Below are 26,454 nucleotides of genomic sequence, written 5' to 3' on the forward strand. Positions count from 1 at the left end.
CGCGCCGGTTCTCAGGCGGTGGGGGAGACGGCGTCGGGGGTGGGGTCCGGCCGTGGGCTGCCCGGTGGGCGGAAGGTGCGGCGGTATGCCGTCGGGGCGACCCCGATCGACCCGTGCAGGTGCTGGCGCAGCGAGGTCGCCGTACCGAACCCGGCCTGCCGGGCGACCTGGTCGACGCTCAGCTCGGTCGTCTCCAGCAGCAGCCGGGCGTGGTCGGTGCGGTGCCGCAGCAGCCAGCGGGCCGGGCTGACCCCGGTCTCCTCCCGGAACCGGCGGGTGAACGTGCGTACGCTCATGTTGGCGTGCGCCGCCATCGCCCGCAGGGTGGGCGGGTCGTCGAGGCGTTGCAGCAGCCAGGTCCTGGTCGGCGCGGTCGTGGTGTCGTCGCCGGCCGGCACCGGCCGCTCGATGTACTGCGCCTGGCCGCCGTCCCGCCACGGCGGCATCACGCAGCGCCGGGCCGACCGGTTCGCCACCTCGCTGCCGTGGTCGGTGCGGATGATGTGCAGGCACAGGTCGATGCCGGCGGCGACCCCGGCCGAGGTGAGGATGTCGCCGTCGTCGACGAAGAGGACCTCGGGGTCGAGCCGTACGGACGGGAAGTGGTTGCGGAACCGGGCCGCGTACGCCCAGTGCGTGGTCGCCGGCCGGCCGTCGAGCAGTCCGGCGGCGGCGAGCACGAAGGCGCCGGTGCAGATCGACATGATCCGGGCGCCGCGTTCGTGTGCGGCCCGCAGCGCGTCGGTCAGTTCGGGGTCGAGGGTGCCGTCGGTGAGCGGCGGCCCGCCGTGGATGCCGGGCACGACGACGGTCTGCGCGGTGGTGAGGGCGGCCAGCCCGTGGTCGGGCAGCACCCGGTAGCCGGCGGTGCTGCGTACCGGGGCGGCGTCCTTGGTGCAGGTGGTGACGGTGTAGAGGTCGTCGCCGCCGGTCGGCGTCCGGGCGGTGCAGAAGACCTGGGCGGGGGTGCCGAGGTCGAGGCCGACCACCTCGTCGAGGGCGAGCACGACGACCCGGTGCGGGTCGGTGCTGGTGCTGTCCGCCGGCCGTGCCGGACCCGATCCGCCCCGCCGTTTTCCGTTCGCCGCTGTCATGGCCTGATTATTGCGCATGATGGCTTCCCGGCCACTGTCGCCGGACCTCCGGCCCGGCCAAGACTGGCCCGGTGAGTCGTACCCGTCTTGTGCACCCCGCCTGGATCGTCGCGGTGGTCGCCTTCGTCGCGCTGGTCGGCGCGGCCGGCTTCCGGGCCACCCCGGCCGTCCTGCTGCATCCGCTGCACGCCGAGTTCCGCTGGCCGCTGGCGACCATCTCGGCGGCAGTCTCGATCAACCTGCTGCTGTACGGCCTGACCGCGCCGTTCGCCGCCGCCCTGATGGACCGGTTCGGCATCCGGCGGGTGGTCTCGTACGCGTTGCTGATGGTGGCCGCCGGCAGCGGCCTGACCGTCTTCATGACGGCGAGCTGGCAGCTCGTTCTCTGCTGGGGCGTGCTCGTCGGCCTCGGCACCGGCTCGATGGCCCTGGCGTTCGTGGCCACCGTCACCGGCCGGTGGTTCGTGAAGCGGCGTGGGCTGGTCACCGGTGTGCTGACCGCCGGTGGGGCGGCCGGTCAGCTCGTCTTCCTGCCGGTGCTGGCGAACGTGGTGCAGGCGTACGGGTGGCGGGTGGCGGCGCTGATCGTGGCCGGGGCGGCGCTCGCGGTCGTACCCGTGGTGGTGTGGCTGTTGCGCGACCACCCGGCGGACCTCGGCCTGCCGCCGTACGGCGGCACCGAGGTCGTGCCGCCGCCGGCCCCGACCGGCGGGGCGGCGGCGCGGGCGGTCGGCGCCCTGGCCGCGGCCGCCCGGACCCGGGCGTTCTGGCTGCTCGCCGCCGGCTTCGCGATCTGCGGCGCGACCACGAACGGGCTGGTCGGCACCCATTTCATCCCGGCGGCGCACGACCACGGCATGCCGCAGACGACCGCGGCCGGGCTGCTGGCCCTGGTCGGCCTCTTTGACATCGCCGGTTCGATCGCCTCGGGCTGGCTCACCGACCGGGTCGACCCCCGGGTGCTGCTCGCCGTCTACTACGGGCTGCGTGGGCTCTCCCTGCTGGTGCTGCCGAGCCTGTTCGCCGCGAGCGTCGGCCCGAACATGCTGGTGTTCGTCGTCTTCTACGGGCTCGACTGGGTGGCGACGGTGCCACCGACGGTCGCCCTGTGCCGGGAGTACTTCGGCGACGCGGGTGCGGTCGTCTTCGGCTGGGTCTTCGCGTCGCACCAGCTCGGTGCGGGCTTCGCCGCCACCGCCGCCGGACTGGTCCGCGACCAGCTCGGCACGTACGTGCTGGCCTGGTACGTCGCCGGCGGGTTGTCGATCGGTGCGGCGGTGCTGTCGATGATGCTGCGCCGCCGGCGGTCCGACGGCGGCGGGCGGCCCGAGGTCGCGGTCCTGCCGAAGTCGGACGCGCTGACCTGAGCCGGCCGGCTCAGGTCAGCAGCTTGGCCCGGAACGCGTTGGCGACCGCGTGGGCGCGGTCGTCGGCGCGGAGCTTGCGCAGGATCCGCCGTACGTGGGTCTTGACCGTCTCGCTCGACAGGTTGAGGTCGCGGGCGATCTGCAGGTTGGACCGGCCGTCCGCGATCAGCCGGACCACCTGCACCTCGCGGTCGGTCAGCCGGGACTGGCCGGGTTCGGCGGTGTTGCAGCGCTGGGTGGGGATCGTCGCCCGGGAGGCGTAGTGGTCGCCGCCGTTCGTCGCCCGGCGGGCGAGCAGCGGCGTCAGCCCGTTGGCGCGCGGGTGGTCGGCCGGCGCCTCGCTGGCGCAGAAGACGAGCAGGAGGTTGGCCAGTGCCGCCAGGCCGTCGTAGTCGACGCCCTGCACCCGGATCGGCATCGGGGACACCGGTATCGCGCCCGGCCGTCCCGACTCGCAGACCAGGATCCGGGCGGTCGGGAGCTGGAAGGCGATCCGGCGCAGGGCGGCCCGACGGTTGTCGCCGAGCGCGGTGGCGTCGAGGACGACGAGGTCGACCCCCTCGTCCGGGGCGCCGAACGGTTCCCGGCCGGTGACCCGCGCGGTGAGCACCGACGAGATCCCGAGTCGCATTGCGTAGGCGTTGATGCGGTCGGCGGTGCCGGCTGCCTTGACGCCGAGGACGACAGTTGGCATTGCGCCACCCCTTCAGAGCCTGCCGACGACATTGAGCAGACTAACTCCGGGAATCCCATTCTGTCACGCTTGCGTTACAGTCAGGTCGTCACGTGAATGGGTCGGGCTGGTGGCGGCGCGGCCGTCTCAGCCGTGCGTCGCGGCCGGCCGGGGCGGCACCCCGAGCGCCGCGCACGATTCGTGGTACATCCGCACCACCTCCTTGCGGACCTGCGGGCGTTGCGTCAACCGCTCGCCGAACGGGACCCGTACCGGCACCGGCTCCCCGTCGACGGTGGCGACGAAGTCGATCCCGTCGGCGTCCATGCCCGCCATCCGAGCGGCGGTGGCGGTCGGCCGGCCGCCCAGCGCCCGGCAGATCAGCAGCGAGTCGGCGGGGTGGTCGTCGTTCATGTGCCGGCTGATCGCGGCCACCACCTCCGCCGGGAACGGATCGACCGTACGGCCCAGCTCGGCCAGCACGGCCGTGTTGTGCCGGTACGCCAGCACCACCTCCCGGATCAGCCGGTCGAACTCGGCCTCCGGGATCGGCATCGCGTCGAGCCGGCGGCGGTAGGCGTCCTTGTAGGCCCGGGGGTCGTCGATGGCCGGGAAGCGGTAGAACTCCACGCCGCCGTCGTCGCCCAGCCCGTACGCCTGCGCGACCGCCCGGCCGACGAACAACCCGCCGGACAGGTCGCCCAGGTACCGGGTGTAGTGGTGGGCGACGAACCCGGCCGGCCAGGTGTGGCAGACCTCCCGCATCCGCTGCGCGTACGCCGCCGTCGCCGGATTCGGCGCGATCCGGTCCGGCCAGCCCGCGCCGAACAGGAACTCCAGGTCGGCCACGAGCGACGGCAGCCGGGTGAGCGCGTCGTCGACGAAACCACCCGCGACCGGGTCGCCGGCCATCGCGGCGGCGGCCTCCTCCAGCACCTCGTAGATGAAGTAGTGCTGGGCGACCAGATCGGCGTACGCGGCCCGGCTCAGCTCGCCGGCGGTGAGGGCGGTGACATAGCGTTCCGACTCGGCGGCCTCGTGGTCCTGCCGGGTGGCCGACCGCAGTCGCGCGGAGTACGACTCGCTTCGCTCGCTCATGGACCTTCCTCCGGGTGGGGCGCCGCCGGGCCGGCGACGGGCCTGGTCCGCGGGTGGCGGATCCCGCGTCCTCGGAGCCTGACACACCACCAGCGGCACACCAAGGGGCCGCGGCACCGGTCGGAGCGGCGGCGGCCGGCGGTCAGTCGACCTTGAGCGTCCGGAACGGCTCCGGCACCCCGGTGTAGGCCACCTCCGGATCGAGCAGCACCGCCCACGCCGGCCGGAACCGCGGGGCCCGGCGGTCCATCTCGATCCGCAGGTCGTCCAGCCACGGTCCGGTGATGCCGTCGGACCTCATCCAGCCCGGCCAGGAGTCGTAGTGCCGCTCGACGGTGTGGTCGTCGGCCGAGACCTCCAGCCGCAGGAAGATCCAGTGGCCGTGCGCCGGGTCGGCCTCGGCCTCCCACAGTTTCCTCGCCAGGTCGGCCGCCTCCCGGGCCACCGCCCACCGGTCGTCGTCCGGACGCTCGACCGGCGGTGCCTCGCCGGGACCGAAGCGCTGTGCGTGGTCCAGCACCTCGAACCGCAGCGAGCACCGGCCGTCGGGGCGGGCCCGGGACCGGGCCCACCCGACCAGGGCGGCCAGTTCGGCGGTCGGCGCCGGGGCCGGCCGGGGCAGCTCGGCGGTGGCCCGCATCGCCGCCCACACCAGGTCCTGCCGTTCGTCGTCGCTGAGCAGCCGGACCCGGCGGGGTGGCTCCCCGCTCCCGGCCGGCACGGTCGGTGCCACACTGCCCGGAACCAGCCCGAACCCGGCCGCCGCCACGACCCCGGCGCCGAGGTCGACCGGGAGGCCGCCGATCCGGCCGACCAGTCGCTCCAGCGCGCCGGCGTCGACCGTACGGGTCGCCGCGGCGTCGAGCAGCCGCGTCGCGGCATCGGCGACCGCGGCCCGCTCCGCGGCATCGTCCGGCTTGTGGCGCGCCCAGCCGAAGACCACCTCGCACAGGGCCCGGTGGGCCCGGTCCGCGCTCAGCACCGCCGGCAGCGCCGCCGCCAGCCCGTCGGCGAGCCCGTCGGGGTACGGCACCCGCGACCACCCGCCGTCGTACCAGTAGACGAACCCCAGCTGCTCGTCCTCGACGGCGCGGACCAGGTCGGCCCAGGGCAGCCAGACCGGCCCCCCGGCGAGCAGATCGATCGGGGGGCTGGCGTCGACCGTCGCGGAGTACTCGTGGTCGAACCCGTAGAGCACCGCCCGGCCGCCCTCGACCGGCACCAGGCGGCCCCAGTTGCCGCCGTGGTCGTCGCGGTGCGCGGTGCCGCCGTCGATCCACCACACATCGTCGTGACCGAGCGTGGTCAGAGCCGAGGCGATCGCGCCCCAGCGGGCCAGCAGTACGTCGGGTTCAGCGAGGTCGATCTGCACGTCGCCACCCTGCCAGAGGGTCGCAAACCGCTGTCGGCTATGAACGACGAATGCCGCGCTACCTGCTCTTTCCCGGTCGTCACCACCTCCTGACCCGATTCCAGGCCGAATATCTGGGCCGGCTGGCCGGCGCCGACCGCACGGTGGTCTGGGCTGTCACGTCCGCGAACCACGAGAACACGAAACGTAATCCGATCCCGTTCCACCGGCGGGAGGCGGCGATCGAGCGGTTCAGCGTGCTCGCCGGGCTGCGGTCGGTTGTCGTGCCGGTCTTCGACACCGCGGCGACGGACCGGTTCGCCGAGGTCACGTGCAAGAACGTCGAGGCCGTCACCGGCCTCACGCTGACCCCGGACGACACCGTGGTGGCCTGCTCGACCCCGGAGGTGGCCGCGATGTACGCCCGGCTCGGCTTCCCGATCGCCGGTGTGGAGGCCGATGTCGAGCCCGCGCCGGACCGGCCGTGGGACGTGCTGCTGCGGCTGGCCGCGGACGACCCGGCGTGGCGCGAGCTGGCCCACCCGGCGTCCGTCGACGTCTTCGACCGCTACCAGCTCGACGAACTCGTACGCGCCGTCGTCAACGATCCGGTCGTCGGCGACGAGGGCGGGCTGACCGCGACCCGCGACTACCGGACGTACGCCGAGGCGTTCGCCGACGCGGCGCAGCGCAAGTGGGCCGCGGTCCGCGACCACGTACGGCCGGGCCGGATCGTCGACATCGGTTGCGGCGCCGGCGCGGTGCTCGAACTCGCCGACCGGGAGCCGGCGCTGCGGGAGAGCGACCTGATCGGCGTGGAGGTGGCCCGGCACCTGTTCGAGGAGTGCGTGCACAAGAAGGCGCAGGGCTTCTTCGCCAACCCCAACGTGTTCTTCTACCGGCGCAACGTCCTCGGCGGGGCGGTGTTCGCGCCGCGGTCGGTCGACACCACGATGACGTTCGCGCTCACCCACGAGATCTGGTCGTACGGCGACCGGATGGCGTCGTTGCGCCGCTTCGTGCGGGCGATCTACGACCACACGGTGCCGGGCGGGGTGTGGATCAACAGCGACGTGTGCGGACCGGACGGCCGCGACCGCCCGGTCCGGCTGCGGTTGTCCACCTCGGACGGTGCCAACCCGGCGCGGCCCCGCACCGACCTGGCGGCGCTGCCCGCCCCGGAGGTCGCCACGTACGTCGGCGGCCTGTCCACCCGGGCCCGGCTGGACCAGTTCGCGGTGGACTACCGCTTCCCGTTCGACCACCGCCCGGTCGACGGCGAACCGGACACGGTCGAGTTGGCGTTCGGCGCCGCGATGGACTTCCTGACCCGCAAGGACTACACCGACAACTGGCTGTCGGAGACCCGGGAGCAGTTCTGTGGACTGGAGTACGCCGACTGGAAGGCGTTGCTCGCCGACGTCGGCTTCGAGGTCGACGCGGCCAGCGGGGCGTACCGCAACGACTGGATCGTGACCAACCGGCTCGCTCCGGTCGCGGCTCTGTCCACGCCCGACGGTGATCCGATCGGGTGGCCGGTGACCCATGTCCTGTCGGTCGCCCGCCGCCCGCTGAACACGTGAGCGGACGGTGCCGTACCGAATCCCGCCGATAAATCAAGATGGGGCGAATTTTTGACAGTAGCGCAACCCCCATGAATGCTTCCGCCGTGGATAGGTTGGTCGCACTCCGGGTAGACGTGGTCGCGGCCGTCCGCCAGTGCTGAGCCATACGCCCGGTCTGTTGGGTCGGAGCACGAGTGCCGGTCGTATTGGAGACGCTCGTTGGACAACGCTCAGATCAGGCCAGCCGAAACTCGGAACTGGCCCTCGGCCACCCTGCTCGGCCGACTTCGGGTAAAGACCAGGCAGCTTCTGTTGGCGACGGGAACCGAAAAGAGATTTCCCGCCGAACAGGTGATTATTCGGCAGGGCGACGAGGACGAGCACGTCTATCTTCTGCTGTCCGGGCTGGTCAAGGTGACCGCGCTCGATGCCGATCAGGAGACGTTCCTGGCGATCCGGGTCGGTGGCGATGTGATCGGTGAAATGGCCGCGCTGGAGAAGCGGCCCCGGTCGGCCAGTGTCGTCACGTCGGTCCCCACCGAGGCCCGGGTGATCCAGCGCGCCGAACTCCAGGCGTTCATCGAGCAGTGCCCGGACGGTGCGATCGAGTTGATGCGGATGATGAGCGAGCGGCTGCGGTGGTCGAACAGCCGGCGCATCGATCTGACCACGCGTAGCGCGACGGCCCGGGTGAGTCGAATTCTCTACGAGATCGCCCGGATCTACGGCAGGGAGGTGCCGGCGGGCTGGGATCTCGGTGTTCCGCTGACCCAGGCGGAGTTGGCGTCGCTGGCCGGCGTCGCGCGACGCACCGCGGAAAAGGTGCTGCATGATCTCAGCCAGCGCCGGCTGGTCAGCCCGGGTTATCGCCGCCTCGTTATCACTGACGTGCAGGGACTACGTGCCGAAGCGGAGGCGTCACCGTAAATTACGGGCAAGATCCCGCACTGGGGCGGATTGATCGTCGGAGATCTGGGTCAGCATGGGCGGCGCAAGGCTTCCCGACTCGGTGAAAGGCCCCTCGGCGTGCCCCGATCAACACAGTTCGACCGGCGCTTCTGCGTCGGAGTGGATATGCAGGGATATGGCGGTCGCCCGGATCGCCGACAGAGCGAACTACAAAAGGATCTTGTCGCCATTCTGGACCGGGCGGCCGAGGCCGCCGGTCTGGACCGGTCGCGGTGGGTGACCCAGCCCAGCGGCGACGGCGAATTCGCGGTGCTCCCGCCGGACGAGCCGGAGCCGCGTGTCGTCGACGACTACGTCCGCGAACTCGCGACCGAACTGCGCCTGTTCAACGAGGGCCGACTGCCGGACTGGCAGATCCGGCTGCGGCTCGCCGCGCACCACGGCGTGGCGTACTCGGCCGCCAACGGTTACGCGGGCAACGCCCCGGTGACCGTCGGCCGCCTGATCGACAGTGATCCGGCCCGGCGGGCGCTGGCCGCCGCCCCCGAGGCCCCACTCGCGGTCATCCTGTCCCGGCTCGTCTTCGACGAGATCGTGGCGGGTGGCCACACCAGCCTGCGGCCCGACGACTTCCAGCCCGTTCGGGTGCGGGTCAAGGAGTACGCCGACCAGGCCTGGGTGCGGGTACCCGGAGTGGATCCCGCCCGGCTGCCCGGTGCGCAGACGCCCGACGACTCCGCCTACCGGCACTCGGCCCAGCGGGCCACCGTCGCCGGCGGCGGTGCGGTGCACCAGGCGGACCGGGACATCGACGCCAGCTCCGAGGTCCGGCACGGGCCGACGTACGTCAACCGGACCCGCATCGACGGCCCGGTGCACGCCCAGGTGTTCGGGTTCAACTTCGCCGACCTGTCAGGCGGGGGTGGGACGCCGGATGAGTGAACCGGCCGCCGATGGCAGGGCACCCGCGGACGCCGGACCGGCGTCCGCCCCGCCGGCCGGACCCGATCCGGCGCCGGACCGGGCCGAGGACCTCGACGACGCGCTACACGGGGAGCTGCGTGACTCGGCCCGGTTCGTCAACGTGCAGTACTTCAACGGCAGAGTGGACGCGTCGGGTGCGACGTTCGGCGGTTCGTTCGGCCCCGGGCGCCGCCCGGGTAGTGCGACCGGCCCGCTGCGCCAGGAGGACGTCGACGCCGCCCTGCGGCACTACGTACGTCCCGAGCCGTACGCGCGGGCCCGCCGCCTGCTCCTCGACCGGCGCCTCGTCGTCCTGTGTGGACCGGCGGGGATCGGTAAGTACAGCGGCGCGATCGCGCTCCTGCGCGACGTCGCGGGCCGCGACGGTCTGCCCACCAACCTCTCACCGGCGCTGGCGTTCAGCGAACTCGCCGGGCAGAAGTTCGGCAACGCGAGTGGCTACATCGTGCGGGACCAGGCCCGGGACGCGAACACCGTCGCGGTACAGCAGTTCGAGTTGCACCGCCTGCTCGGTGCCCTGAAGAACCGCTCCTATCTGGTGATCACCGTCGATCTCGGTCTGCGGCCACGTGGGCAACTCGCCGACCTCATGGTCGACTGGTCCGCGCCGGACAGCGATGAACTGTTCGACACCTGCACGGCACACCTCACCGACCAGCTCCGGCACGGTCCGGGCACGGACGAGGTACGCGAGCAGGTCCGCCGGCTGCACTCGCCGGGCGAGGTCGTCGCGGTCTGCGAACTGATGACCGACGGCCCGCGGAAGGCACTCGCCGCCTTCGAGGACTCGCAGCGGGGCCGGGTCGCGAGCTGGTTCGACCAGGACCCGGAGTGGCCGGAGGTGCTCGCCGTCGCCGCGCTGGCCTTCGTCGAGGGCACCCCGGAAGCCGACTTCGAGCGGCTGGTCGCCCGGCTGACGGAACTGCACCGCCAGGCCAGCGGGGCCTCGGCGGCACTCCCCGCCGCGGGCCAGCCGCCGGACGCCGCCCCCACCCGCCAGGTCCGGCTCGATCGCCGCCGGGCCGGTGGGCTGATCACCGTCCGGCCGTCGCCGCAGGCCGGTGCCGGCAGTCCGGCGGTCGAGTTCCAGACCGACGACATGCGTCCCCTCGTCCTCGGCGAACTGCGCGAGCGTTACGGCTACGCCCTGTGGGAGCCGCTGCGCAACTGGCTCCACGAGATCGCGGCGACCGCCCCGGTGTCCGACCTGCAGGTCCGTCTCGGGATGGGCATGGCGGTCCTGAGCCGGTTCGACTTCCAGGAGGTCGAGCACACCTTCCTCGACCGGTGGGCCGCCGGACTCGCCGCCGAACGGGCGGCCGCCGCCTGCACGCTGTCCTGGATCGGGCTCGACGGCTCGCACGCCGCGTCGGCGCTGACCGTCACCAAGCGGTGGGCGCTCAACTCCGGCCAGCGCCGGGCGGTCACCGCGGCCACCGCCCTGGGTGGGCCGCTCGGCCTGCGCTACCCCTCGGACGCGCTGCGCTGGCTGTGGACGCTCGCGATGCGTAACGCGCGAATCAGGCCGATCGCCTGCGACGCCCTCGGCATCCTGTTCGCCGTGACGGCATCCGACCCGGCCGCGACCCGCAAGGTGCTCAACTTCCTGCACCATCAGATGCGCGACGCGGTCGAAGACGGGGCGAGCCAACGTGATCGCCGGGCGACATACCCGTCCGTGCTGGAGATCCTGGCCGCCCGGGACCCGCGGACCGACGAGCCGGTTGCCGCCCTGGTGCTTCGCGGCGCGCCGCGTAACGCGGACCGGCTCGGTGCCCTGTGGGCCGACCTGCTGGCCAGCGCTCCGCAACGCCGTCAGGCCCGAACGGCGTTGCTGGTGGCCCTCGGCGCGCTGTCCGAGGACACCGCAGCCCTGCCCGCGGTGCGCCGGTTCGGCGCCGCGATCCGTGGCGGGCTCAGCCATAGCCAGTGGAGGGCGCTCGAGGCGGGCCTGGAAGAGGGCCTCCTGCGGATCGACGAGGAGGCCGCCCGGGAAGGGCTGCTCAGCACCGTGTTCGCGGCCCTGCGTGGCCGCCGTACCCAGAACCCGTCCCCCCACCACCTGACCGGGAGATCGTTGTGAGTACCACTTTCTGGCCCCTGCTCACCGAGCGGACGCTCGGCCCCGCGAAGTCTCGGCTGCTGCTGTTCGCCCGGCGTGACGTCACCGAACTACCCCGGCAGGAGCCGGGGACCGCCCTGGTGTTCACCATCGGCGACCGCTACGAGGTGCTCCACGAGCGCCGGCACCTGACCGGACGGGAGGACATCGTCGTCGAGGCGGTGGCGGTCAGCCTCGTCGACGTCCGAGAACGGTTCGTGCCGGTCGACATCCTGATCCCGTCCGCCAGCGCGGCCGACGACTTCCGCATCCGGGTCGTCTTCCGGTGCCAGGTCACCGATCCGGAAGCCGTCGTACGCGACGGGCTGACCGACATCTCCGTCTCGCTCGGCGACTATCTGCGCCGGGACCGGCGGCTGGAGAGTCTCGGTGCCATGAGCGGCATCGACGACCTCAACGAGGTCCGTGAGTCGGTGACGGCTCAGGTCAAGGCGTACTGCACCGTGCACCCGCCCCGGCTGAGCGGGGTCGAGGTCGTGTTCTCGACCGTGGAGGTGAGCAAGCCGACCGGGCTGGTCGAACACGCGAGCAGGATGCGTGACGAGCAGTGGCGGCAGCTCGAGCAGCGGCTCCGGCGCTCGTTCGAGGCCGACGACGCCGGTTGGATCGCCGACCTGATCCGCAGCGGTCCGGAGGCGCTGGAGGCGCTGGCGATCAGTCGTGGGGACATCACGGCCGGGCAGGCCGCCGACCGCGCCTACCAGGTCACCGACGAGAAGCAGCGCAAGCTGGCGGAGATGCTGGCGCTGCTGCAGAAGGACGGGCATCTGGACCGGCTGCGGGTCGACGCGGACATCCTGGTGGACGCGTTCACCGACAGCATCACGCCGCGGCGCGCGGCGGCCGGACCCGAGTTGGGGAAGGTCGACCGGGAGTGGGAACGCCGGGGCATCGCCGGCAAGCCGGCGCGTACCGAGGATCTCGTTCTCGACGAGGACGAACTGGACGACGATGACATCGAGCGGTGACCAGGAGACCCGGCGCGACAGCGCCGGGTCACCCATCCCGGAGCCCGCCGCCGGCGGCGGGGTCGGGGGCGGCGCCGCACCGGCGCCGGTCGACCCCGGGCCGGGCCGGTGGTTGCGGGTGCTGGCCGGGGTGGACGAGCAACTGCTGTCGTACGTGCCGACCGAACGTGCCCGCTACACGGCCCTGGGCGGCGTGGTGCTCGGCACCGCCGTCATCGCGGCGTTCTCGATGTGGAACGCGCTGGTCGCGGTGACCGGCGGCGCGCACGTGCTGATCCTGCTGCCGGTCCTGGTCTGGGCGCTGTTCGTGTTGAACCTCGACCGGTGGCTCGTCTCCAGTTCGGCCGGCACCCAGTGGCGGCGCCGGGCGTCGGTGCTGCTGCCGCGACTGCTGGTCGCGATCTTCTTCGGGTTCGTCATCGCGGAGCCGCTGGTGTTGCGGATCTTCGGTACGGCCATCGAGCAGCACATCCGCGACGATCGGGCGGAGCAACTGCGTACGCTGACCGCCAAGCTGACCGCCTGCAACCCGGTGCCGGGGCAGCCCGCCGACCAGCCGGCGGAGCGGCCGGCGGAGGGCTGCCTGGAGTACGTCATCTCGTTCCCGGCGACCCCGGCCGGGGTCACCGACCAGCTCACCGCGCTGCGGACCGCCGCCGCCGACCTCGACCGGCAGATCGCCGCCGACTCGGCGGAACTGGAAGAACTCAACGAGAAGGCGCGCCGGGAGTGTGCCGGCGACTCGGGGCCGGGATTCACCGGCCGGGTGGGGGAGGGCCCCAACTGCCGGCGCCTGCGTGGCGAGGCCGACCGGTTCGCCGCCAGCCATCCGATCGCGCAGGACAAGGTACGGCTGACCGGGATGCAGCAGCGGATCGCGCTTCTCGAGGGTGAGGTGCGGCAGGGCAACGAGAGCTTCGAACAGGTCCGGGACGAGCGGATCGAGGAGCGGGTCGCGCAGATGAGGAGCCATCACGGGGCGATCGGCATGCTGGAGCGGTTCCAGGCGCTGCACGAGCTGATCAACGCGAATCCCGTCCTCTTCGTGACCACCTGGTTGATCCGGATCTTCTTCATCCTGATCGACTGCCTGCCTGTCCTGGTGAAGCTGTTCAACGGCGCGACGGCGTACGACCGGCTGGTCGACGAACGGGTCAACAGCGCCATCCGGATCTACAGCCGCGCGACGCGCGGCGCCGAGGTGTCGATCCTCGAAGAGTTGAACGTGCGCCAGTACGAGGCCGAGTCGGCGGCGCGTCAGGAGCGCGACCGCATCGACCTGAACGCCCGGATCCATGCCGCCGACATCCAGGCCGGGCTGGACCGCGCGGTGGACAAGCTCGCGAACGACCTGCGCCGCGGCGCGCGCGAGGGGAACCGGCCGGGCGCGGACGGGCGGACGACCTACCCGCACCTGAACGGATCACGGGTCGGTTCCGATGGCTGACGGTGGCGGGGCGCCACCTGACCGACTGCACGAGGAGGACGGATGGATCCGACGTATCTGGTGGGGCTCGCCGAGGCCGGGGCGTTGGCGCTGGTGACCGCCATGGCGACGGACGCGTGGGCCGGCATCCGCTCGGGGGCCGCCCGGGTGCTGGCCGGCGGCGGCGACGCGGATCGTGAGGCGGCGGCCGGCTGGCTCGACCGCACGCGGGAGTCGCTGCTGGCGGTGCCGGTCGAGCGGCAACCCGATGCGGTGGCCACGCTGCGGTCCACGCTCGACGAACTGCTCCGGGCCCGGCTGGCCGCGGATCCGACCGTCGGGGTCGAACTCGCCGAGATCGTCCGGCGGGTCGACGGCGGAGCCGGTCCGTCAGGCCCCGGCCCGCACCAGCACGCCCAGGTCATCGGAGGGTCGCACGTCTATCAGGCGGGTCGGGACATCCGGATCAGCGGCGGTCGCCGCAACCGCTGATCCGGCTCACGGGCGGGGCGTCGAGGGGGCGTCCCGCCCGCTTCTGCCGGTGCCGGACCGGTTACCGGTGGCCCGGTCCGTCCGTTGTCGGGGCTGGTGCCCGATTTGACGTAGCCGTTCGGAGGGGGCAACGTAGATCGCGGACGGCCGCCACTCGACCGTTCAGGTGATCCCGCCCGACTGGAGTCGGTGCGCCCGGAGTTTCCTGCCGACGTCGGGGCGCGGCGGCCATGGCCATCTCGACGGTTCACTGCCTGGCCGTGTCATCGGCGGCGGTCGGTCGGCAACGACAACCCGACACGAGAAACCATGAGGAGTTCTTCATGCTCACTCTGACGGACAACGCGGTGACCGTGATCCGTGACCTGACCACCCAGCAGGAGGTGCCGGAGGGGGCTGGCCTGCGTATCGCGACCGACACCTCCGCGGGTGCGCTCACCCTCGGCCTGGCCGACCAGCCGGCCCAGGGCGACCAGGTGGTCGACGACTCCGGCGCGCGGATCTTCCTCGACCCGGAGGCGGCCCAGATCCTCGACGACAAGGCCCTGGACGCGTCGGTCGACGCGCAGGGCGGTGTCCAGTTCGGCATCACGGAGCAGCAGGCGGGCTGACGCGGGCTTCGACCGGTCCGGGTGGCCAGCGGTACGGGCCACCCGGACCGGCGCGCGTCAGTCGACGACCCGGACGTCCTTCCAGAACGCCACCCGGTCGCGGATCATGGCTGCCTCGGGCTTCGGGTCCGGGTAGTACCAGACGGCGTCCGGGGACCGTACGCCGTCGAGTTCGAGGGTGTAGTAGGAGGCGGTGCCCTTCCACGGGCAGACCGTGTGCGTACCTGATTCGCGGATCAGGTCGTCGCGCAGTGCCGCACGCGGGAAGTAGTGGTTTCCCTCCACCACGACGGTGTCGGTGCTCTCGGCTATGACGAGGTCGTTCCAGACGGCTTTCGGCATACCAGCGACAGTAGGCCGCGGCCGGCCGCCCCGGCCAGGGTCGTGCGGGTCGGCCCAGGGTCGGGCGGGTCGGCTAGGTCCGGCCGTCGCGGCCGGGGGAGATGTGCCGGTCGTCCAGCGCGTCCCGCACCGTGATCGCCTCCATCGGGCAGGACTCGGCGGCGTCGGTGACCTCCTGCGACGGTTCGACCAGTTCGGCGAGCGCCACCGACGCGTCGGCGACGAGCACGAAGTGGTCGGGCGCCGCGCCCGCGCAGATACCCGAACCGATGCAGCGGCGTGGGTCGACGTGCACCCGCCAGAGTGCGCTCACCACGTCACCTCCCCCCGTCGTGGCCGGCTGGCCCGTACTCAAGGTGACGCTAGCTAAAATCACCGATTCGTGACGCCCCGTGTGCTGTTAGTGAGAATAGGTACATAGTGCTCGTTGGTACGGACCGAGGGGCACCACCGGCGCGGCGGTGCCCCTCGAATGCGTTTCAGCGACCCACACCACCGCCGAGCAGTGCCGCGAGCCGTTCCGTGACGGCCGGAGCGTGCAGGTGCAGCCGGGCGACGTTGACCGCGTCCTCGCCGAGTACGGCGAGCAGTGCCGTGTCGTTGACCGCGTAGACCGCGAAGTAGCCGTGCTGACCGCGCACAGTGGACTCCCGGAACGGGCCGTGCCGCAGCGCCAGCCCCACCTGCCGGCCGAGCCCGAACGTCGTCGCCGCGAGAGCGGCCAGGTCGTGCGGCTCGGCGTCGCCGGCGGGCAGGTCGTGTGCGATGAGCAGGCCGTCGACGCCGCCGAGGACGCAGCCGCGTACGCCGGGGATCTGGATCCGCAGGTCGGACAGTTGGTTGTGGATGGCTACGTACGGCACCGAATCGCCGCGGGGCGCCAGCCGGGGGTGCGGTTGGTCGGGGATCGACCGCGCCCCCGGCGGCTGGGCGACGCGGCGGGGCAGTGTGTAACCGCTGCCCCCGTTCACAGCTCCAGGCTCTCCTCGATCAGACGGAGCTGGTGGCGGGCGAACGCGAGGTTGGCCCGGGTCTTGCTCACCGCCAGGTAGAGGAACAGGCCCTTGCCGGAGGGTGAGCTGAGCGGACGGATGAGGTGGTACTGGGTGTCCAGTGTGATCAGGATGTCTTCGATGCCGTCGGTGAGCTTCAGCATTTCGATTGTCCGCATCTTCGCCCGGACCACGTCTGTGTTCCCGGCGGCGGCGACCGTGAGGTCCAGTTCGGCGGACCCCCCGGCCACACCCAGCGTCATGCCGCTGGTGTAGTCGACCAGCGCCACGCCGATCGCGCCTTCGATGGACATTGCGCTCTTGAGCGCCACGTCGAGGTTTGCCACGCTGCTTGCCTTTCGCAATGAACGGCGTCATCGCGCCGGTCGCCCATCGCCGGACCGACGGTGGGTACGGCCGGCCGATCGGCCGACGCCGTGGGACGTTCCCCCCGGGGTCGAGATTTGCACACCCCTTGTCCGTTCGCACCGGTCGAAGTGTGTTTAGCCTGGACAGCTAACTCTGCGTTGACCTGTGCGTGGGGCGAACCCGTCGATACGACCGATGTCCGAGAGCGGACCGGATTTGCTTCCCGAGCCGCCGGTGACACTGCGTGATCAACTGTGGCCCGGGCTGACCCGCTCAGCGCGGCTCGTCGACCTGGCCGAGGGGTGGGCGGAACCGGCCCGCCGGCGGCGCGGCGCGGCCGGCCGGCCGCGCCGGTGACCGCCGGAGGTCGCGGTCGGGCCGTGGCGGGCCCGAACCCGGCGGATCGTCGTCGGGCTCCGGTCCGGTCCTGGTCAGCTCCGACAACACGTGTGCCAGGTGGTGCGAGGTGGCCCAGGCGATCCAGCTCGTCGGCGTACCCGGTCCCGGGGTGCGGCGGGCCCGCCGGGCGATCTCCCGGTCGCCCCACGACAGCGCCGCGCCCGCCCAGTGCGGCGAGGAGGTGAGCCGGCCGCAGAGGTCGTAGAAACGGTCGTCCGGCCGGCCGCCGCCGTGCCGGGCCCAGCGGTAGATCCACCAGGCGTCCGGCGTGGTGTAGCGCATGGTGGGCAGCGGCCGGGACGGATGGTCGCCCGGTCCCGGCTGCGGCGCGGTGACCCCGTGGTCGCCGAAGCCGACCGGCAGGTGCCGGATCCGCCGCCACAGTTCGGCCTCCCAGCGCGGCAACCGGGTCGCGACGTTGCGCGGCAGGTGGGACAGGGTCGGTGGCATCGCACCCGCGGCGACGGTGACCGACCGCCACCGTTCGCCGATCGCCCAGCCCAGCACCCGCCGTACGGTGTGCTCGGCGTCGGGCAGGTCGCCCCGGTAGGTCAGGGACCCGAGGTCGATGACGAGGTCGCAGCGCTCGGGCAACAGCCCGGTACGCCGCCACACCCGGTCGCAGGCGCGGGTCGCGGTCGCCGGGCCGGGCGCCTCGTCGGGGCGCAGGCGCAGGATGGCCCGCCGGTCGTGCATCCGGGCGGCGTCGCCGTACGCGGTCAGCCGCCGGGCGCTGTCGGTGACCCGGAGCACCGGCAGCATCGGGATGCCCCAGCCGGCGAGGTATTCGGCGAGGTCCCGGGCCGGGTACGACAGCCCGCCGTCGGGCTCGGGCAGGTCGGCGAGGTCGACCCCGATCCGCAGCCCGTGGGGCAGCCGGTCGCCGGCGCTCCGGAAGAAGTCGTACGCGTCCTGCACCGGCCCCTTCGCGGTGGACTGCACGACCAGGATCGGGGTGACCGACGGGATCCAGCCGGCGTCGAGGTGCCCGAGCGCGTCCAACTCACCGCGCCGGGCGCGCAGGATCGGCCGGTAGACGGTCTCCTGTGGACGATCCAGATCGACGAACCCCGTCATTTACCCAATGTATCCAGATGAATGCGAATGGTGACAGGTTGTTCCGTCGTACTTCTGATCGAGAATCAGCCACGACGGCCGCCGTCGCGGGCCGGTGGGATCCATCGTCACCGGCCGCCCGACAATGATGGGCGTGGCGGCCCGGCGGCCGTGGCGGCTACCGGGCACGATAGGGACCGAACGGACGCACCGGGCGGTCCGTGGTCACCACGCGACGGCGCCGCCCCCGACCCCGGGAGGTGGTATGACCAGCACCGAGCGGCGGCTTGCCGCACTACGCGGGCCGGTCGCGCCCAGGCGGCACAACGCCCGTACGATCGCCGCCCTCACCGGCAACCCCGGCTGCACCCGCCGCGCCGTGCTCGACTCGGCCAGCATCGACAAGCAGCGGATCGCCGCCCACGTCGGTTATCCGGGCCGCTTCGGCCAGTCCCAGTTCGCCATCACCCGGGGCAACGCGTTCGAGGCCAGGGTCAAGGAGAACGGCTGCGCCGAACTGCTCGACCTGCTGCGCCAGCGGCTCGGCGTGCCGATCCCCGAGGCGGCGTACGACGACCTGGCCGGTACGCCGGCCACCGACATCGTCCAGCCGGCCGTCGACGGCGGCAACGCCGAACGGCACGCCCGCTCGATGGAACTGCTGGTGCGGGCCGCCACCGACGGCGGCCCGACCAGCACCCTGTTCGACCATCCGATGCTGCGGCTCGACGTCGCCGGCCGGCCGGTCTACCTCGAACCCGACCTGATCGCACTCCAGGTCGGCGGCCGGTTCCACGTCGTGGAGATCAAGTCGTTCGCGGTCGTCGACGAACAGGCCGACGCGGCGAAGGTCTCCGCCGCGGCCACCCAGTCGGCCGTCTACGTGCTGGCGATGCGCCGGATGCTGGAGCAGGCCGGACTCGACCCGGAGATCGTCTCGCACGAGGTGGTGCTGGTCTGCCCGCGCGACTTCGCCAACCAGCCGACGGCCGCGCTCATCGACGTACGCAAGCAGCTGTCGACGCTGCGCCGGCAGCTCACCCGGATGGCCCGGGTCGACGACCTGCTGGCGCGGCTGCCCGGCGACCTCTCGTTCGACCTGGCCGTCGACGCGGACGGCACACCGACCCGGTCGCCGGCCGAACTCGCCACCGCACTGTCCGCGGTGGACGCCCGCTACGCGCCGGAGTGCCTGTCGGCGTGCGAACTGGCCTACTACTGCCGGCACGAGGCCGGGACCGGCACCGCCGCGCTCGGCCGGTCGGTACGTGAGGCGCTGGGCGGCATCGACTCGGTCGAGACCGTGCTCGCCCTGGCCGCCGGCGAGATCGAGCCCGACGACGACCAGGTCGAGGCGGCGCTGCGCCTGCGCACCGCCGCCCGGCTGCGGGCCGAGGCCCTGGCATGAGCGACCCGTACGGCGCCGGCGGGGTGGCCGGGTGAGTGCCCTCGTCGCGCTGGCCCGGGCCAGGGCCGCCGCCACCGGCACGGCACAGCGGATCACCACGGTGCGGCACGTGCACATCGCCGACCGCCCGCTGGTCTTCGTACCCCTGGCGCTGGCCGGTGAGGCGAACGCCCCGCTGGGCTGCCTCGTCGGTCCGGCGTACGACGAGCCGACCCTGCTGGTGGTGCCGCAGCCGCGCAACCGCGACCAGCGGTTCGCCTTCGCCGACTCGCTCGCCGCCGTCATGCTGACCTATCTGGACAGCTTCCGCGGTGCCGCCGAGGCGGTGCCGACCGACCGGGGCCGGGACGTGCGCTACCGGTTCGTCGACGCGCCGCAGGTCCTGGTCCCCAACCCGGCCGGCATCGGGTTCGTCCGCCTGCTGGGCCGGTCGACCCGGTTCCGCCGTACCGACGGCGACTATCCGGTGCCGATGTCGGTGCCGTTGCTCGGCCGGTGGCTGACGTTCCTCGCCGACCGGGCCGAGATGCCCGGGTCGTCGATGCTGATCGCCGCCACCGACGCGCTGTCGGCGCACTGGGTCACCGGGCAGAGCGCGCTGGAGGACGCCCACCTCGGCTCGCTGCTCGGCTGGATCTCGCCGCCGCCCGGCCGTACCGGTGCGCAGGCCGGGCGGGACGCCGAGGACCCGGCGGTCTGCCCGCCGGCCGGCCCGGCGACCGACCCCACCTTCGACAACGACGTACTGGCCCCGCTGGTCCGCGCGATCCGCGACGCCGAGACCGTCGGGGCCGGCGACGGTCCGGCCCACGCGCAAGGGCTACGCGCCACCGCCGAGCTGACGGACGCCCTGCACGGCCAGCTCGAACCGACCTGGCGGGCCATGTGGGACGCGGTCACCCTGTTGCGCGAACTGCCCGCCGGGGCCCGGGTCGCCGGGCGGTGGGCCGACGACCGGGACGCCTACAGCGACTACGCCGTCTACGTCGACGGCGGCCACCCGCAGCCGAGACGCGACGGCGCGGTCGCCGCCGCCCAGCGCCTGCACCGGCTGGAGAAGGCACTCACCTCCTACGCCGTGCAGCGGGCGTACGACGACCCCCTGGTCATGGCCGAATACCGGCTGACCGGCGAGGCGTTCGTCGGCGAGGTGACCCTCGCCGACGCGAAGCGGGTCGACGACAGCGGCAAGCGGCCGGTGCTGCGCCCCCGGATCCAGGTCGTCACCGCGGACCCGGTACGACTGACCCCCGGCACGGTCCTGATCTCACCGTCCCGGCCGGCGCAGAAGGCGAGGATCTGCTTCGTCACGACCGCCCCGGGAGAGTCGAAGACCGAGGTGGTGCTCGAACTCTCCGGCGGCATGGGGCGGTCGCTGACCGCCGCGCCGGGCAGCGTGCCCGAGGTCGGGGAGCGGCTCTGCTACACCACGATCACCGACGGCTTCAGCCCGCCGGGCACCTTCCCGGCGCGGGAGGCGACGCCGTGGACACACGGCGGGCCGCCGGTCGACGGCGCGCCCAGCGACGCCGAGGCGGCCGAAGACTGGTCCTGATCACGCCCGTCCCGGCTCGCCGTGGTCGTTGGCCCGGTCGTACGCCTCGCGGGCGGCGGCGATCGCGGCGCGGTGCCGTTCGGCCCATCCGGTCAGCTCGAGCAGCGAGCGGTACAGCTCGCGGGCCATGTCGGTGGCGACGTACTCGACGCGGGGCGGGACCGTGGGATAGACCGTGCGGATGAGCAGGCCGTCGCGTTCCAGGTTGCGCAGGGTCAGGGTGAGCATCCGCCGGCTGATCCCCTTGACGTTGCGTTCCAGTTCGGTGAAGCGCACCGGTCCGTGGGTCGCCTCGACCAGGATGCCGATGCTCCACTTGCCGCTGACCCGGTTGAGCACGTCGTAGACCGTGCACACCTGCGGGGTGTGCGCCTCGGCCGGCACATCCGTGTTCCCCTGGGACATGAAAGTGCCTCCTTCCGGCGTCGTTGATGGTCACACATCATGGGTTCAGTAACAAAAGGTGCCCCATTGAGTGCGCGCCGAATCCGTGAAGGAGAACGATGTCCGGACCCACCATGCCCGCCGCCCGCCGGTGGCTGGCGCTCGGCCCTGTCGATCGTCCTGCTCGCGCTGTTCGTGATCCGGCAGGCGACCGCCCGCCAGCCGCTGCTGCCGCTGCGGATCTTCCGCTCCCGCGCGGTGTCCGGCGCCAACCCGGTGATGCTGCCGCTGGTTGCCGGCATGTTCGGCTTCCAGTTCCTGACCGCGCTCTACCTCCAGCGCCTGCTGGACCTGGACGCGCTGCGTACCGGGTTCGCCTTCCTGCCCACCCCGCTGGTCATCGCGCTGGTCTCGGTCGGGGTCGCCGGCCGGCTCGCCGCCCGGTTCGGCCCGCGTACCGTGTCGGCGGCCGGCCTGACCACGATCGCCGCCGGACTCCTGCTGCTCGCCCGGGTCCCGGCCGACGCCCGGTACGCCGTCGACGTGCTGCCCGCCCTCGTCCTGGTCGGTGCCGCGTTCGGGGCGGTCCTGCCGGCCCTGATGGGGCAGGCCATGTCCGCCGCGACGCCGGACGACTCCGGCCTCGCGTCCGGGCTGGTCAACACGACCCAGCAGGTCGGTGTCGCGATCGGCGCGGCGGTGCTGGCGACCCTGGCGTCGACGCGTACCGGTGCGTTGCTCGGGCAGGGGGAGAGCGTCGCCGCCGCCCTGGCCGGCGGCTTCCGGCTCGCGTACGCGGCCAGCGCCGCGTTCGCCCTGGCCGCGGCGGTGGTGGCGGTGCTCCTCCCGCGCCCGCCGGCGGAGGTGCCGGTGGCCTCGACACCTGATCACCGCGGCCGGCCCGGCCGGTGGCGCCGCCGGGGAGCCCGGGTCGGGTAACGTGCGACCACCGGTGGTGGCGAGTGTCCAGGGGGCGACGGTGACCGTGCGGATGACTCCGGCTCTGCCGCCCGGCGTCGAGGCCGAGCGGGTGGTCGAGGCGGTGCTGGCCGACCTGCGGTCCGGCCGGCACCGGGGCATCGTGGTCGACTCGCCGCCCGGTGCAGGCAAGTCGACGCTGGTGGTACGGGCCACCATCGAGCTGGCGGCGGCCGGTGAGCCGCTGATCGTGATCGCGCAGACCAACGAGCAGGTCGACGACCTGATCGCCCGGCTGGTCGGCGACGCCCCGGAGCTGCTGATCGGGAGATTGTCGGCCACCGACTACGTACCGTCGGAACGGGTCTCGGCACCGGGGACGGTACGGGTCGCGGCCAAGATCGGTGACCTGGGTGGTTCGGCGGTGGTCATCGGTACGGCGGCCAAGTGGGCGACCGTGGCGGACGGCTCGTGGCCGTGGGCCATCGTCGACGAGGCCTACCAGATGCGGTCGGACGCGCTGCTGCGGGTGGCCTCCCGGTTCGAGCGGGCGCTCTTCGTCGGCGACCCCGGGCAACTGGACCCGTTCTCGACCGTGGAGACGGCGCGGTGGACCGGGCTGACCTGGGATCCGATGCAGAGCGCGGTCGCCGTGCTGCTGCGGCACAACCCGGACCTGCCGGTGCACCGGCTGCCGGTCTCGTGGCGGTTGCCCGCGTCGGCGGCACCGGTGGTGGCCGAGGCGTTCTACCCGTTCACCGGTTTCCGGGCCGGCACGTCCGCCGCCGACCGGGTGCTGTCGCTGACCGGGCCGGGCGACGGCGGGCCGGTCGACGCGGCCGTCGACCTGGCCGCGGCGACCGGGTGGGCGCTCTATGAACTGCCGGCCCGGCACACCCTGCGCACCGACGTCGAGGCGGCCGCCGCGTGTGCGGCCCTCGCCGTACGCGTGCTGGAGCGCGGTGCGGTGGCGGTGTCCGAACGCGCCCGATCGGGTGTTCCGATCGACGCGACCCGGATCGCGATCGGCGCCGCCCACCGCGACCAGGTCGCGGTGATCCGGTCGATGCTGCCGGCGTCGGCGGCCGGCGTCACCGTCGACACCGCGAACCGGCTCCAGGGCCGCGAGTACGACGTCACCGTCGTCCTGCACCCGCTCTCCGGCCGGCGGGACGCGACCGCCTTCCACCTGGAGTCCGGGCGGCTGTGCGTGCTCACGTCCCGGCACCGGCACGCCTGCCTCGTGGTCGCCCGGGCCGGCATCCCCGAACTGCTGGACGCCCACCCGTCGACCGAGCCGGTGCACCTGAACGTGCCGGTGCGGTTCCCCGACGGTTGGGAGGCGAACCAGTCGATCCTGGCCCGGCTGCCCGCCGTACGCCCCTGACCGGGCCGGCCCCGTCCCCCTTCCCGGCGGTCGCGCCGGGCCGCGGCGGATCGTCGCCGGACACGGAAAGTCGGATGGCCGGTCGGGATCCCCGACCGGCCATCCGGATGTGTCGCGTCCCCGCCTAGTTGGTGAGGAACTTCTCGATCGCGGCGGTGATGGCACCCTCGTCCGGGGCCGCGTACGCCTTCATCGTCGACGAGTTGTAGGAGATGTAGCTCGGGCAGCGGTTGGCCGGCGCGTTGACCTGTTCGCCGGTGCCGAGCTTCTGCCCGGTCTTGGCGGCGTAGAACGTCACGTCGAGCCGCGACGAGATGTAGTCGACCTGGATCGGCTTCTCGTCGCGGTCCTTGTAGTCGCACTTCTTCGGGGTGCCCTCGCTGCCCGGCACCGTCGTCAGGCAGGCGACCACGCTGACCGTGGTGAAGTCGGCGGACTTGGCGTAGAACGGCTTGTCGTAGCCGACCGAGCGGGTCCGCCAGTCGTTGGCCCGCTCCGGAGAGTTGGAGAACGCGTAGACCTTGGTGGTGTTGCTGCCCGCGGTGTAGTCGGCCGCGTTGAGGATGGCGCCGCCAGCGCACACCTCCTCGAAGTCACTGCTGTACTTCGCGGTCACCGCGTTGTTGTTCGGCACCGACGGGGCCTCGGACGACGGGGCGGCACTCGGCTCGGTCCCGCCGGGCTCCTCCGTCGTGGACGTCGTCGGTCCCGTCGTCACCTCGGGCTCGTCGTCACCGCCGGCGATCAGCGCGATGCCCAGACCGCCGACGGCCAGGAGCAGCACCAGGACGGCGACGCCCATCCCGATCAGCAAACCGTTGGACTTTTTCGGCGGCTGTCCATATGGCGGGACAGGTTGGGCGTACGTCGGCTGCGGCGGGTAGTCGCCCATCGGCGGCCCCGACATCGGAGTGGTCGGGGGACCGTAGGAGGGTCCGCTCGGTGCCCCGTAGGAGGGGCCGGCCGGCTGGGCCCACCCTCCCATGGTGGGGTCGGGCTGACCAGGTGCCGGAGACCCGGGGGGTGTCCAGCCGCCGGATGTCGGGTCCGGCGGGCCTGAGTAGGGCGGGTAGGGGTTACTCATCGTGCGTCCTTACTAGCGTGCCGACTTCGTTGAGAGCCCAGCGCATCTCCACGACCGGCGTCGCCGACCGCTCGTCGGGTCTAACATGATCGGTCCAGGTTTGTAAAACCGGGCTTTACCTCAGATTCCATAGTGAAGCTGCGCAATTCTCAACCCCACTCCGAGGATGTCGTACCCGTCTGTGAGGGTATGTGGTCATGGCAAGGCGGGAAGATCCGGTCGTCCCCGGGGCGCGGTTCACGGCCTGGGGCACCCGCGGGTTCACGGTGGGTAGGCATGCCATTCCGGTCACGTTGCGTAGGTGAGCGCCGGCCATCCGGTCGGGGCCCGGCTTCCCGACCGTCCGATCGGAGGCTCATCCCGGATGCGGGATCTTGGCGATCGAGCCGCGGGACGCCTCCACCGTGTAGCGGCGGGCAGAGTGGGCCAGCTTGTCGGTCGCGGCCTGCACCAGGTCGATGCCGAGCACGTCGGCCAGCCGCGTGAGGTAGATCATCACGTCGCCCATCTCGGCCCGCACCCGCTCACCCGCGGGGCCGGCCATCACCTCGGCCGCTTCCGCCGGGGTCAGCCACTGGAACTCCGCGACCAGTTCGCCGACCTCGCCCGTCAACGCCATGGCCAGGTTCTTCGGGGTGTGGAACCGCTGCCAGTCGCGTTCGGCGGCAAACTCCCGTAGCCGGAGGGTGAGTTCCTGGACGGACGGTTCGGGAGCTTCCGGAGTGGGGGAGGGGCGGCCGGTCGTCATGTCCGCTGACCCTAGCCGCCGGACTGAATAGGGTTGGTGGGTGGTCGTCGCGGCCCTGGCGAGTTTTCGCCGCGGCCCCGGGACGTGCCGCCGGCCACCACCGCCCACGCACCGCCCACCGAGGGGAGCCAGCCATGGCCCGCAGCATCGCGACCAACGACCGGGTCGACCGGGCGCGTCTCGTGGAGTTCCTCACCCCGCGCCACCGCGCCATCGTGATGACCACCCGGCCGGACGGGCGCCCCCAGGCGTCGCCGGTGACCTGTGGCGTCGACTCCGCCGGCCGGCTCGTCGTCTCCACGTACCCGCAGCGGGCCAAGGTGGTCAACCTCCGGCGCGATCCCCGGGTGTCGGTGTGCGTGCTCTCCGACGACTGGAACGGGCCGTGGGTGCAGGTCGACGGCACCGCCGAGGTGCTCGACCTGCCCGAGGCACTGGAGCCGCTGGTCGAATACTTCCGGGTCATCTCCGGTGAGCACCCGGACTGGGACGAGTACCGCGACGCGATGCGCCGGCAGGGCAAGTCGCTGATCCGGGTCACCGTCGAGCGGTGGGGACCGGTCGCCACCGGCGGCTTTCCCGCCCACCTGGCCACCGACTGACCGCGCTGCCCCGCCGGCGGCCGGGCTGACCACGTCCGGCCGCCTGACCCACCGGCCGGACGTGTGGCCGGGCCGGGTCAGAGGAAGGGCGCGGGGAACGGGCGGCGGTCGTAGCGCTCCGCGATGGTCGCGAGTTCCGGCAGCTCCGACCAGTTGGTCCAGTCGCTGTTCAGGGTCAGCCGCTTGCCGATGCGTTCGAGCACGATCTGCTCGAAGTCCATCAACAGCATCCCGTCCTGCCGGTCCAGGTCGAGCAGGCTCATCACCGCCCGGATCATCCGGGCCAGGTTCGTCCGGCGTTCGGCATGGTCACCCTCGTTGACGAGGTCGAAGGCCACCGACATCCGCGGCGCGAACCCGATCGCCTCGCCGGTCGAGCGCGCGTCACCGCGGTCGAGCGCCTGGAAGGTGACCCGCATGCCGGGGCGCTCGATCTCGGCGTCGTTGACCACCTGTCCGGCGACCTCGTGTGCGACGACGGACAGCGCTTCCGCCAGCCCCGTACGGGTTCTGCTCTGGAACGTGTATTGCAGCGCCACGCCCCCAGCAT

At 72.5% G+C, this 26,454-nt stretch carries 27 protein-coding genes; 14 read left to right on the plus strand and 13 right to left on the minus strand.

All coding sequences use genetic code 11. The features are described from left to right. Positions 1-11 precede the first annotated feature (11 nt). On the minus strand, positions 12-1,094 hold the full coding sequence (locus QCD66_RS05265) for a GlxA family transcriptional regulator (protein ID WP_375733231.1): 1,083 nt from the start codon (positions 1,092-1,094) through the stop codon (positions 12-14). A gap of 71 nt (positions 1,095-1,165) precedes the next feature. Here QCD66_RS05265 and QCD66_RS05270 point away from each other — a divergent pair, with 71 nt between their 5' ends. Next, positions 1,166-2,461 carry an MFS transporter gene (locus tag QCD66_RS05270; protein WP_375733232.1) on the plus strand — a complete coding sequence of 432 codons (1,296 nt, stop codon included), beginning with the start codon at positions 1,166-1,168 and terminating at the stop codon, positions 2,459-2,461. A gap of 10 nt (positions 2,462-2,471) precedes the next feature. Here QCD66_RS05270 and QCD66_RS05275 read toward each other — a convergent pair whose 3' ends face one another. The 3 genes from QCD66_RS05275 to QCD66_RS05285 form a co-directional block, all read right to left on the minus strand. Beyond that, positions 2,472-3,155, minus strand: coding sequence for a response regulator transcription factor (locus QCD66_RS05275; protein ID WP_364217836.1), 684 nt, complete (start codon positions 3,153-3,155; stop codon positions 2,472-2,474). Between the two features lie 126 nt (positions 3,156-3,281). After that, the gene (locus tag QCD66_RS05280; protein ID WP_364217838.1) at positions 3,282-4,232 is read right to left on the minus strand and encodes a biliverdin-producing heme oxygenase; all 951 of its coding nucleotides are present in this window, start codon (positions 4,230-4,232) and stop codon (positions 3,282-3,284) included. A 142-nt stretch (positions 4,233-4,374) separates the two neighbouring features. Beyond that, on the minus strand, positions 4,375-5,604 hold the full coding sequence (locus QCD66_RS05285) for a hypothetical protein (RefSeq protein ID WP_375733233.1): 1,230 nt from the start codon (positions 5,602-5,604) through the stop codon (positions 4,375-4,377). 50 nt (positions 5,605-5,654) lie between these two features. On the opposite strand from QCD66_RS05285, the gene QCD66_RS05290 reads away from it, so the two are divergent. From QCD66_RS05290 to QCD66_RS05325, 8 genes are all read left to right on the plus strand, one after another. After that, complete coding sequence (locus QCD66_RS05290) at positions 5,655-7,166, plus strand: class I SAM-dependent methyltransferase (RefSeq protein ID WP_375733234.1); 1,512 nt, start codon at positions 5,655-5,657, stop codon at positions 7,164-7,166. Positions 7,167-7,460: 294 nt separating this feature from the next. Continuing rightward, the gene (locus QCD66_RS05295) at positions 7,461-8,075 is read left to right on the plus strand and encodes a Crp/Fnr family transcriptional regulator (protein ID WP_375733235.1); all 615 of its coding nucleotides are present in this window, start codon (positions 7,461-7,463) and stop codon (positions 8,073-8,075) included. Between the two features lie 258 nt (positions 8,076-8,333). Further along, positions 8,334-8,999 carry a hypothetical protein gene (locus QCD66_RS05300; RefSeq protein ID WP_407567025.1) on the plus strand — a complete coding sequence of 222 codons (666 nt, stop codon included), beginning with the start codon at positions 8,334-8,336 and terminating at the stop codon, positions 8,997-8,999. Then, on the plus strand, positions 8,992-11,124 hold the full coding sequence (locus QCD66_RS05305; RefSeq protein WP_375733237.1) for a hypothetical protein: 2,133 nt from the start codon (positions 8,992-8,994) through the stop codon (positions 11,122-11,124). Before QCD66_RS05300 ends, QCD66_RS05305 begins: the two co-directional genes overlap by 8 nt. Beyond that, entirely contained in the window at positions 11,121-12,131 is a 1,011-nt protein-coding gene (locus QCD66_RS05310; RefSeq protein WP_407567026.1) for a hypothetical protein, read from the plus strand. The genes QCD66_RS05305 and QCD66_RS05310 overlap by 4 nt, the downstream gene beginning before the upstream one ends. Continuing rightward, complete coding sequence (locus tag QCD66_RS05315) at positions 12,115-13,578, plus strand: DUF4407 domain-containing protein (protein ID WP_364217852.1); 1,464 nt, start codon at positions 12,115-12,117, stop codon at positions 13,576-13,578. Before QCD66_RS05310 ends, QCD66_RS05315 begins: the two co-directional genes overlap by 17 nt. A gap of 42 nt (positions 13,579-13,620) precedes the next feature. Beyond that, entirely contained in the window at positions 13,621-14,049 is a 429-nt protein-coding gene (locus tag QCD66_RS05320) for a hypothetical protein (protein WP_375733239.1), read from the plus strand. Between the two features lie 323 nt (positions 14,050-14,372). Next, complete coding sequence (locus QCD66_RS05325; RefSeq protein ID WP_357533567.1) at positions 14,373-14,660, plus strand: adhesin; 288 nt, start codon at positions 14,373-14,375, stop codon at positions 14,658-14,660. Between the two features lie 57 nt (positions 14,661-14,717). Here the strand turns inward: QCD66_RS05325 and QCD66_RS05330 are convergent, their stop codons facing one another. The 5 genes from QCD66_RS05330 to QCD66_RS05350 form a co-directional block, all read right to left on the minus strand. Continuing rightward, positions 14,718-15,002, minus strand: a complete 285-nt coding sequence (locus tag QCD66_RS05330) for a DUF427 domain-containing protein (RefSeq protein WP_357533565.1) — start codon at positions 15,000-15,002, stop codon at positions 14,718-14,720. A 73-nt stretch (positions 15,003-15,075) separates the two neighbouring features. Then, positions 15,076-15,315 (minus strand): ferredoxin, encoded by a 240-nt coding sequence (locus QCD66_RS05335; RefSeq protein WP_364217857.1) that lies wholly within the window; start codon positions 15,313-15,315, stop codon positions 15,076-15,078. A 166-nt stretch (positions 15,316-15,481) separates the two neighbouring features. Further along, positions 15,482-15,973, minus strand: a complete 492-nt coding sequence (locus tag QCD66_RS05340; RefSeq protein ID WP_375733240.1) for a roadblock/LC7 domain-containing protein — start codon at positions 15,971-15,973, stop codon at positions 15,482-15,484. Next, positions 15,970-16,341 (minus strand): hypothetical protein, encoded by a 372-nt coding sequence (locus QCD66_RS05345; RefSeq protein WP_364217861.1) that lies wholly within the window; start codon positions 16,339-16,341, stop codon positions 15,970-15,972. The genes QCD66_RS05340 and QCD66_RS05345 overlap by 4 nt, the downstream gene beginning before the upstream one ends. Before the next feature lie 295 nt (positions 16,342-16,636). After that, entirely contained in the window at positions 16,637-17,839 is a 1,203-nt protein-coding gene (locus QCD66_RS05350) for a beta family protein (RefSeq protein WP_407567027.1), read from the minus strand. 244 nt (positions 17,840-18,083) lie between these two features. Between QCD66_RS05350 and QCD66_RS05355 the strand changes: the two genes are divergently transcribed. Further along, entirely contained in the window at positions 18,084-19,226 is a 1,143-nt protein-coding gene (locus tag QCD66_RS05355; RefSeq protein ID WP_375733242.1) for a hypothetical protein, read from the plus strand. Between the two features lie 31 nt (positions 19,227-19,257). Next, positions 19,258-20,781: a hypothetical protein gene (locus QCD66_RS05360; protein ID WP_375733243.1), complete on the plus strand. Its 1,524-nt coding sequence runs from the start codon at positions 19,258-19,260 to the stop codon at positions 20,779-20,781. Here the strand turns inward: QCD66_RS05360 and QCD66_RS05365 are convergent, their stop codons facing one another. Further along, positions 20,782-21,186: a helix-turn-helix domain-containing protein gene (locus QCD66_RS05365; RefSeq protein WP_364217869.1), complete on the minus strand. Its 405-nt coding sequence runs from the start codon at positions 21,184-21,186 to the stop codon at positions 20,782-20,784. Positions 21,187-21,252: 66 nt separating this feature from the next. On the opposite strand from QCD66_RS05365, the gene QCD66_RS05370 reads away from it, so the two are divergent. Further along, a complete protein-coding gene (locus QCD66_RS05370) occupies positions 21,253-22,104 on the plus strand; it encodes an MFS transporter (RefSeq protein WP_375733244.1) in 852 nt (283 codons plus the stop codon). A gap of 52 nt (positions 22,105-22,156) precedes the next feature. Continuing rightward, positions 22,157-23,470: an AAA family ATPase gene (locus QCD66_RS05375; protein ID WP_364217871.1), complete on the plus strand. Its 1,314-nt coding sequence runs from the start codon at positions 22,157-22,159 to the stop codon at positions 23,468-23,470. A gap of 124 nt (positions 23,471-23,594) precedes the next feature. On the opposite strand, the gene QCD66_RS05380 is transcribed toward QCD66_RS05375, so the two are convergent. Together QCD66_RS05380 and QCD66_RS05385 are read right to left on the minus strand one after the other, a co-directional pair. Continuing rightward, on the minus strand, positions 23,595-24,272 hold the full coding sequence (locus QCD66_RS05380) for a hypothetical protein (protein WP_364217873.1): 678 nt from the start codon (positions 24,270-24,272) through the stop codon (positions 23,595-23,597). 637 nt (positions 24,273-24,909) lie between these two features. Further along, on the minus strand, positions 24,910-25,302 hold the full coding sequence (locus tag QCD66_RS05385; RefSeq protein WP_375733245.1) for a nucleotide pyrophosphohydrolase: 393 nt from the start codon (positions 25,300-25,302) through the stop codon (positions 24,910-24,912). 134 nt (positions 25,303-25,436) lie between these two features. Here QCD66_RS05385 and QCD66_RS05390 point away from each other — a divergent pair, with 134 nt between their 5' ends. Further along, complete coding sequence (locus QCD66_RS05390) at positions 25,437-25,904, plus strand: PPOX class F420-dependent oxidoreductase (RefSeq protein ID WP_364217877.1); 468 nt, start codon at positions 25,437-25,439, stop codon at positions 25,902-25,904. Positions 25,905-25,981: 77 nt separating this feature from the next. On the opposite strand, the gene QCD66_RS05395 is transcribed toward QCD66_RS05390, so the two are convergent. Continuing rightward, a complete protein-coding gene (locus QCD66_RS05395; protein WP_364217879.1) occupies positions 25,982-26,443 on the minus strand; it encodes a SitI3 family protein in 462 nt (153 codons plus the stop codon). Between the last annotated feature and the right edge of the window lie 11 nt (positions 26,444-26,454).

This window comes from Polymorphospora sp. A560 (genome assembly GCF_045781765.1).
GTDB lineage: Bacteria > Actinomycetota > Actinomycetes > Mycobacteriales > Micromonosporaceae > Polymorphospora > Polymorphospora lycopeni.

Excerpts from the sequence above, each read along its gene's own strand:
- QCD66_RS05265 (WP_375733231.1), bottom strand. The coding sequence starts at position 1,094 with ATGACAGCGGCGAACGGAAAACGGCGGGGCGGATCGGGTCCGGCACGG.
- QCD66_RS05275 (WP_364217836.1), bottom strand. The coding sequence starts at position 3,155 with ATGCCAACTGTCGTCCTCGGCGTCAAGGCAGCCGGCACCGCCGACCGC.
- QCD66_RS05280 (WP_364217838.1), bottom strand. The coding sequence starts at position 4,232 with ATGAGCGAGCGAAGCGAGTCGTACTCCGCGCGACTGCGGTCGGCCACC.
- QCD66_RS05290 (WP_375733234.1), top strand. The coding sequence starts at position 5,655 with ATGCCGCGCTACCTGCTCTTTCCCGGTCGTCACCACCTCCTGACCCGA.
- QCD66_RS05305 (WP_375733237.1), top strand. The coding sequence starts at position 8,992 with ATGAGTGAACCGGCCGCCGATGGCAGGGCACCCGCGGACGCCGGACCG.
- QCD66_RS05315 (WP_364217852.1), top strand. The coding sequence starts at position 12,115 with ATGACATCGAGCGGTGACCAGGAGACCCGGCGCGACAGCGCCGGGTCA.
- QCD66_RS05320 (WP_375733239.1), top strand. The coding sequence starts at position 13,621 with ATGGATCCGACGTATCTGGTGGGGCTCGCCGAGGCCGGGGCGTTGGCG.
- QCD66_RS05325 (WP_357533567.1), top strand. The coding sequence starts at position 14,373 with ATGCTCACTCTGACGGACAACGCGGTGACCGTGATCCGTGACCTGACC.
- QCD66_RS05330 (WP_357533565.1), bottom strand. The coding sequence starts at position 15,002 with ATGCCGAAAGCCGTCTGGAACGACCTCGTCATAGCCGAGAGCACCGAC.
- QCD66_RS05350 (WP_407567027.1), bottom strand. The coding sequence starts at position 17,839 with ATGACGGGGTTCGTCGATCTGGATCGTCCACAGGAGACCGTCTACCGG.
- QCD66_RS05355 (WP_375733242.1), top strand. The coding sequence starts at position 18,084 with ATGACCAGCACCGAGCGGCGGCTTGCCGCACTACGCGGGCCGGTCGCG.
- QCD66_RS05365 (WP_364217869.1), bottom strand. The coding sequence starts at position 21,186 with ATGTCCCAGGGGAACACGGATGTGCCGGCCGAGGCGCACACCCCGCAG.
- QCD66_RS05375 (WP_364217871.1), top strand. The coding sequence starts at position 22,157 with ATGACTCCGGCTCTGCCGCCCGGCGTCGAGGCCGAGCGGGTGGTCGAG.
- QCD66_RS05380 (WP_364217873.1), bottom strand. The coding sequence starts at position 24,272 with ATGGGCGTCGCCGTCCTGGTGCTGCTCCTGGCCGTCGGCGGTCTGGGC.
- QCD66_RS05385 (WP_375733245.1), bottom strand. The coding sequence starts at position 25,302 with ATGACGACCGGCCGCCCCTCCCCCACTCCGGAAGCTCCCGAACCGTCC.
- QCD66_RS05390 (WP_364217877.1), top strand. The coding sequence starts at position 25,437 with ATGGCCCGCAGCATCGCGACCAACGACCGGGTCGACCGGGCGCGTCTC.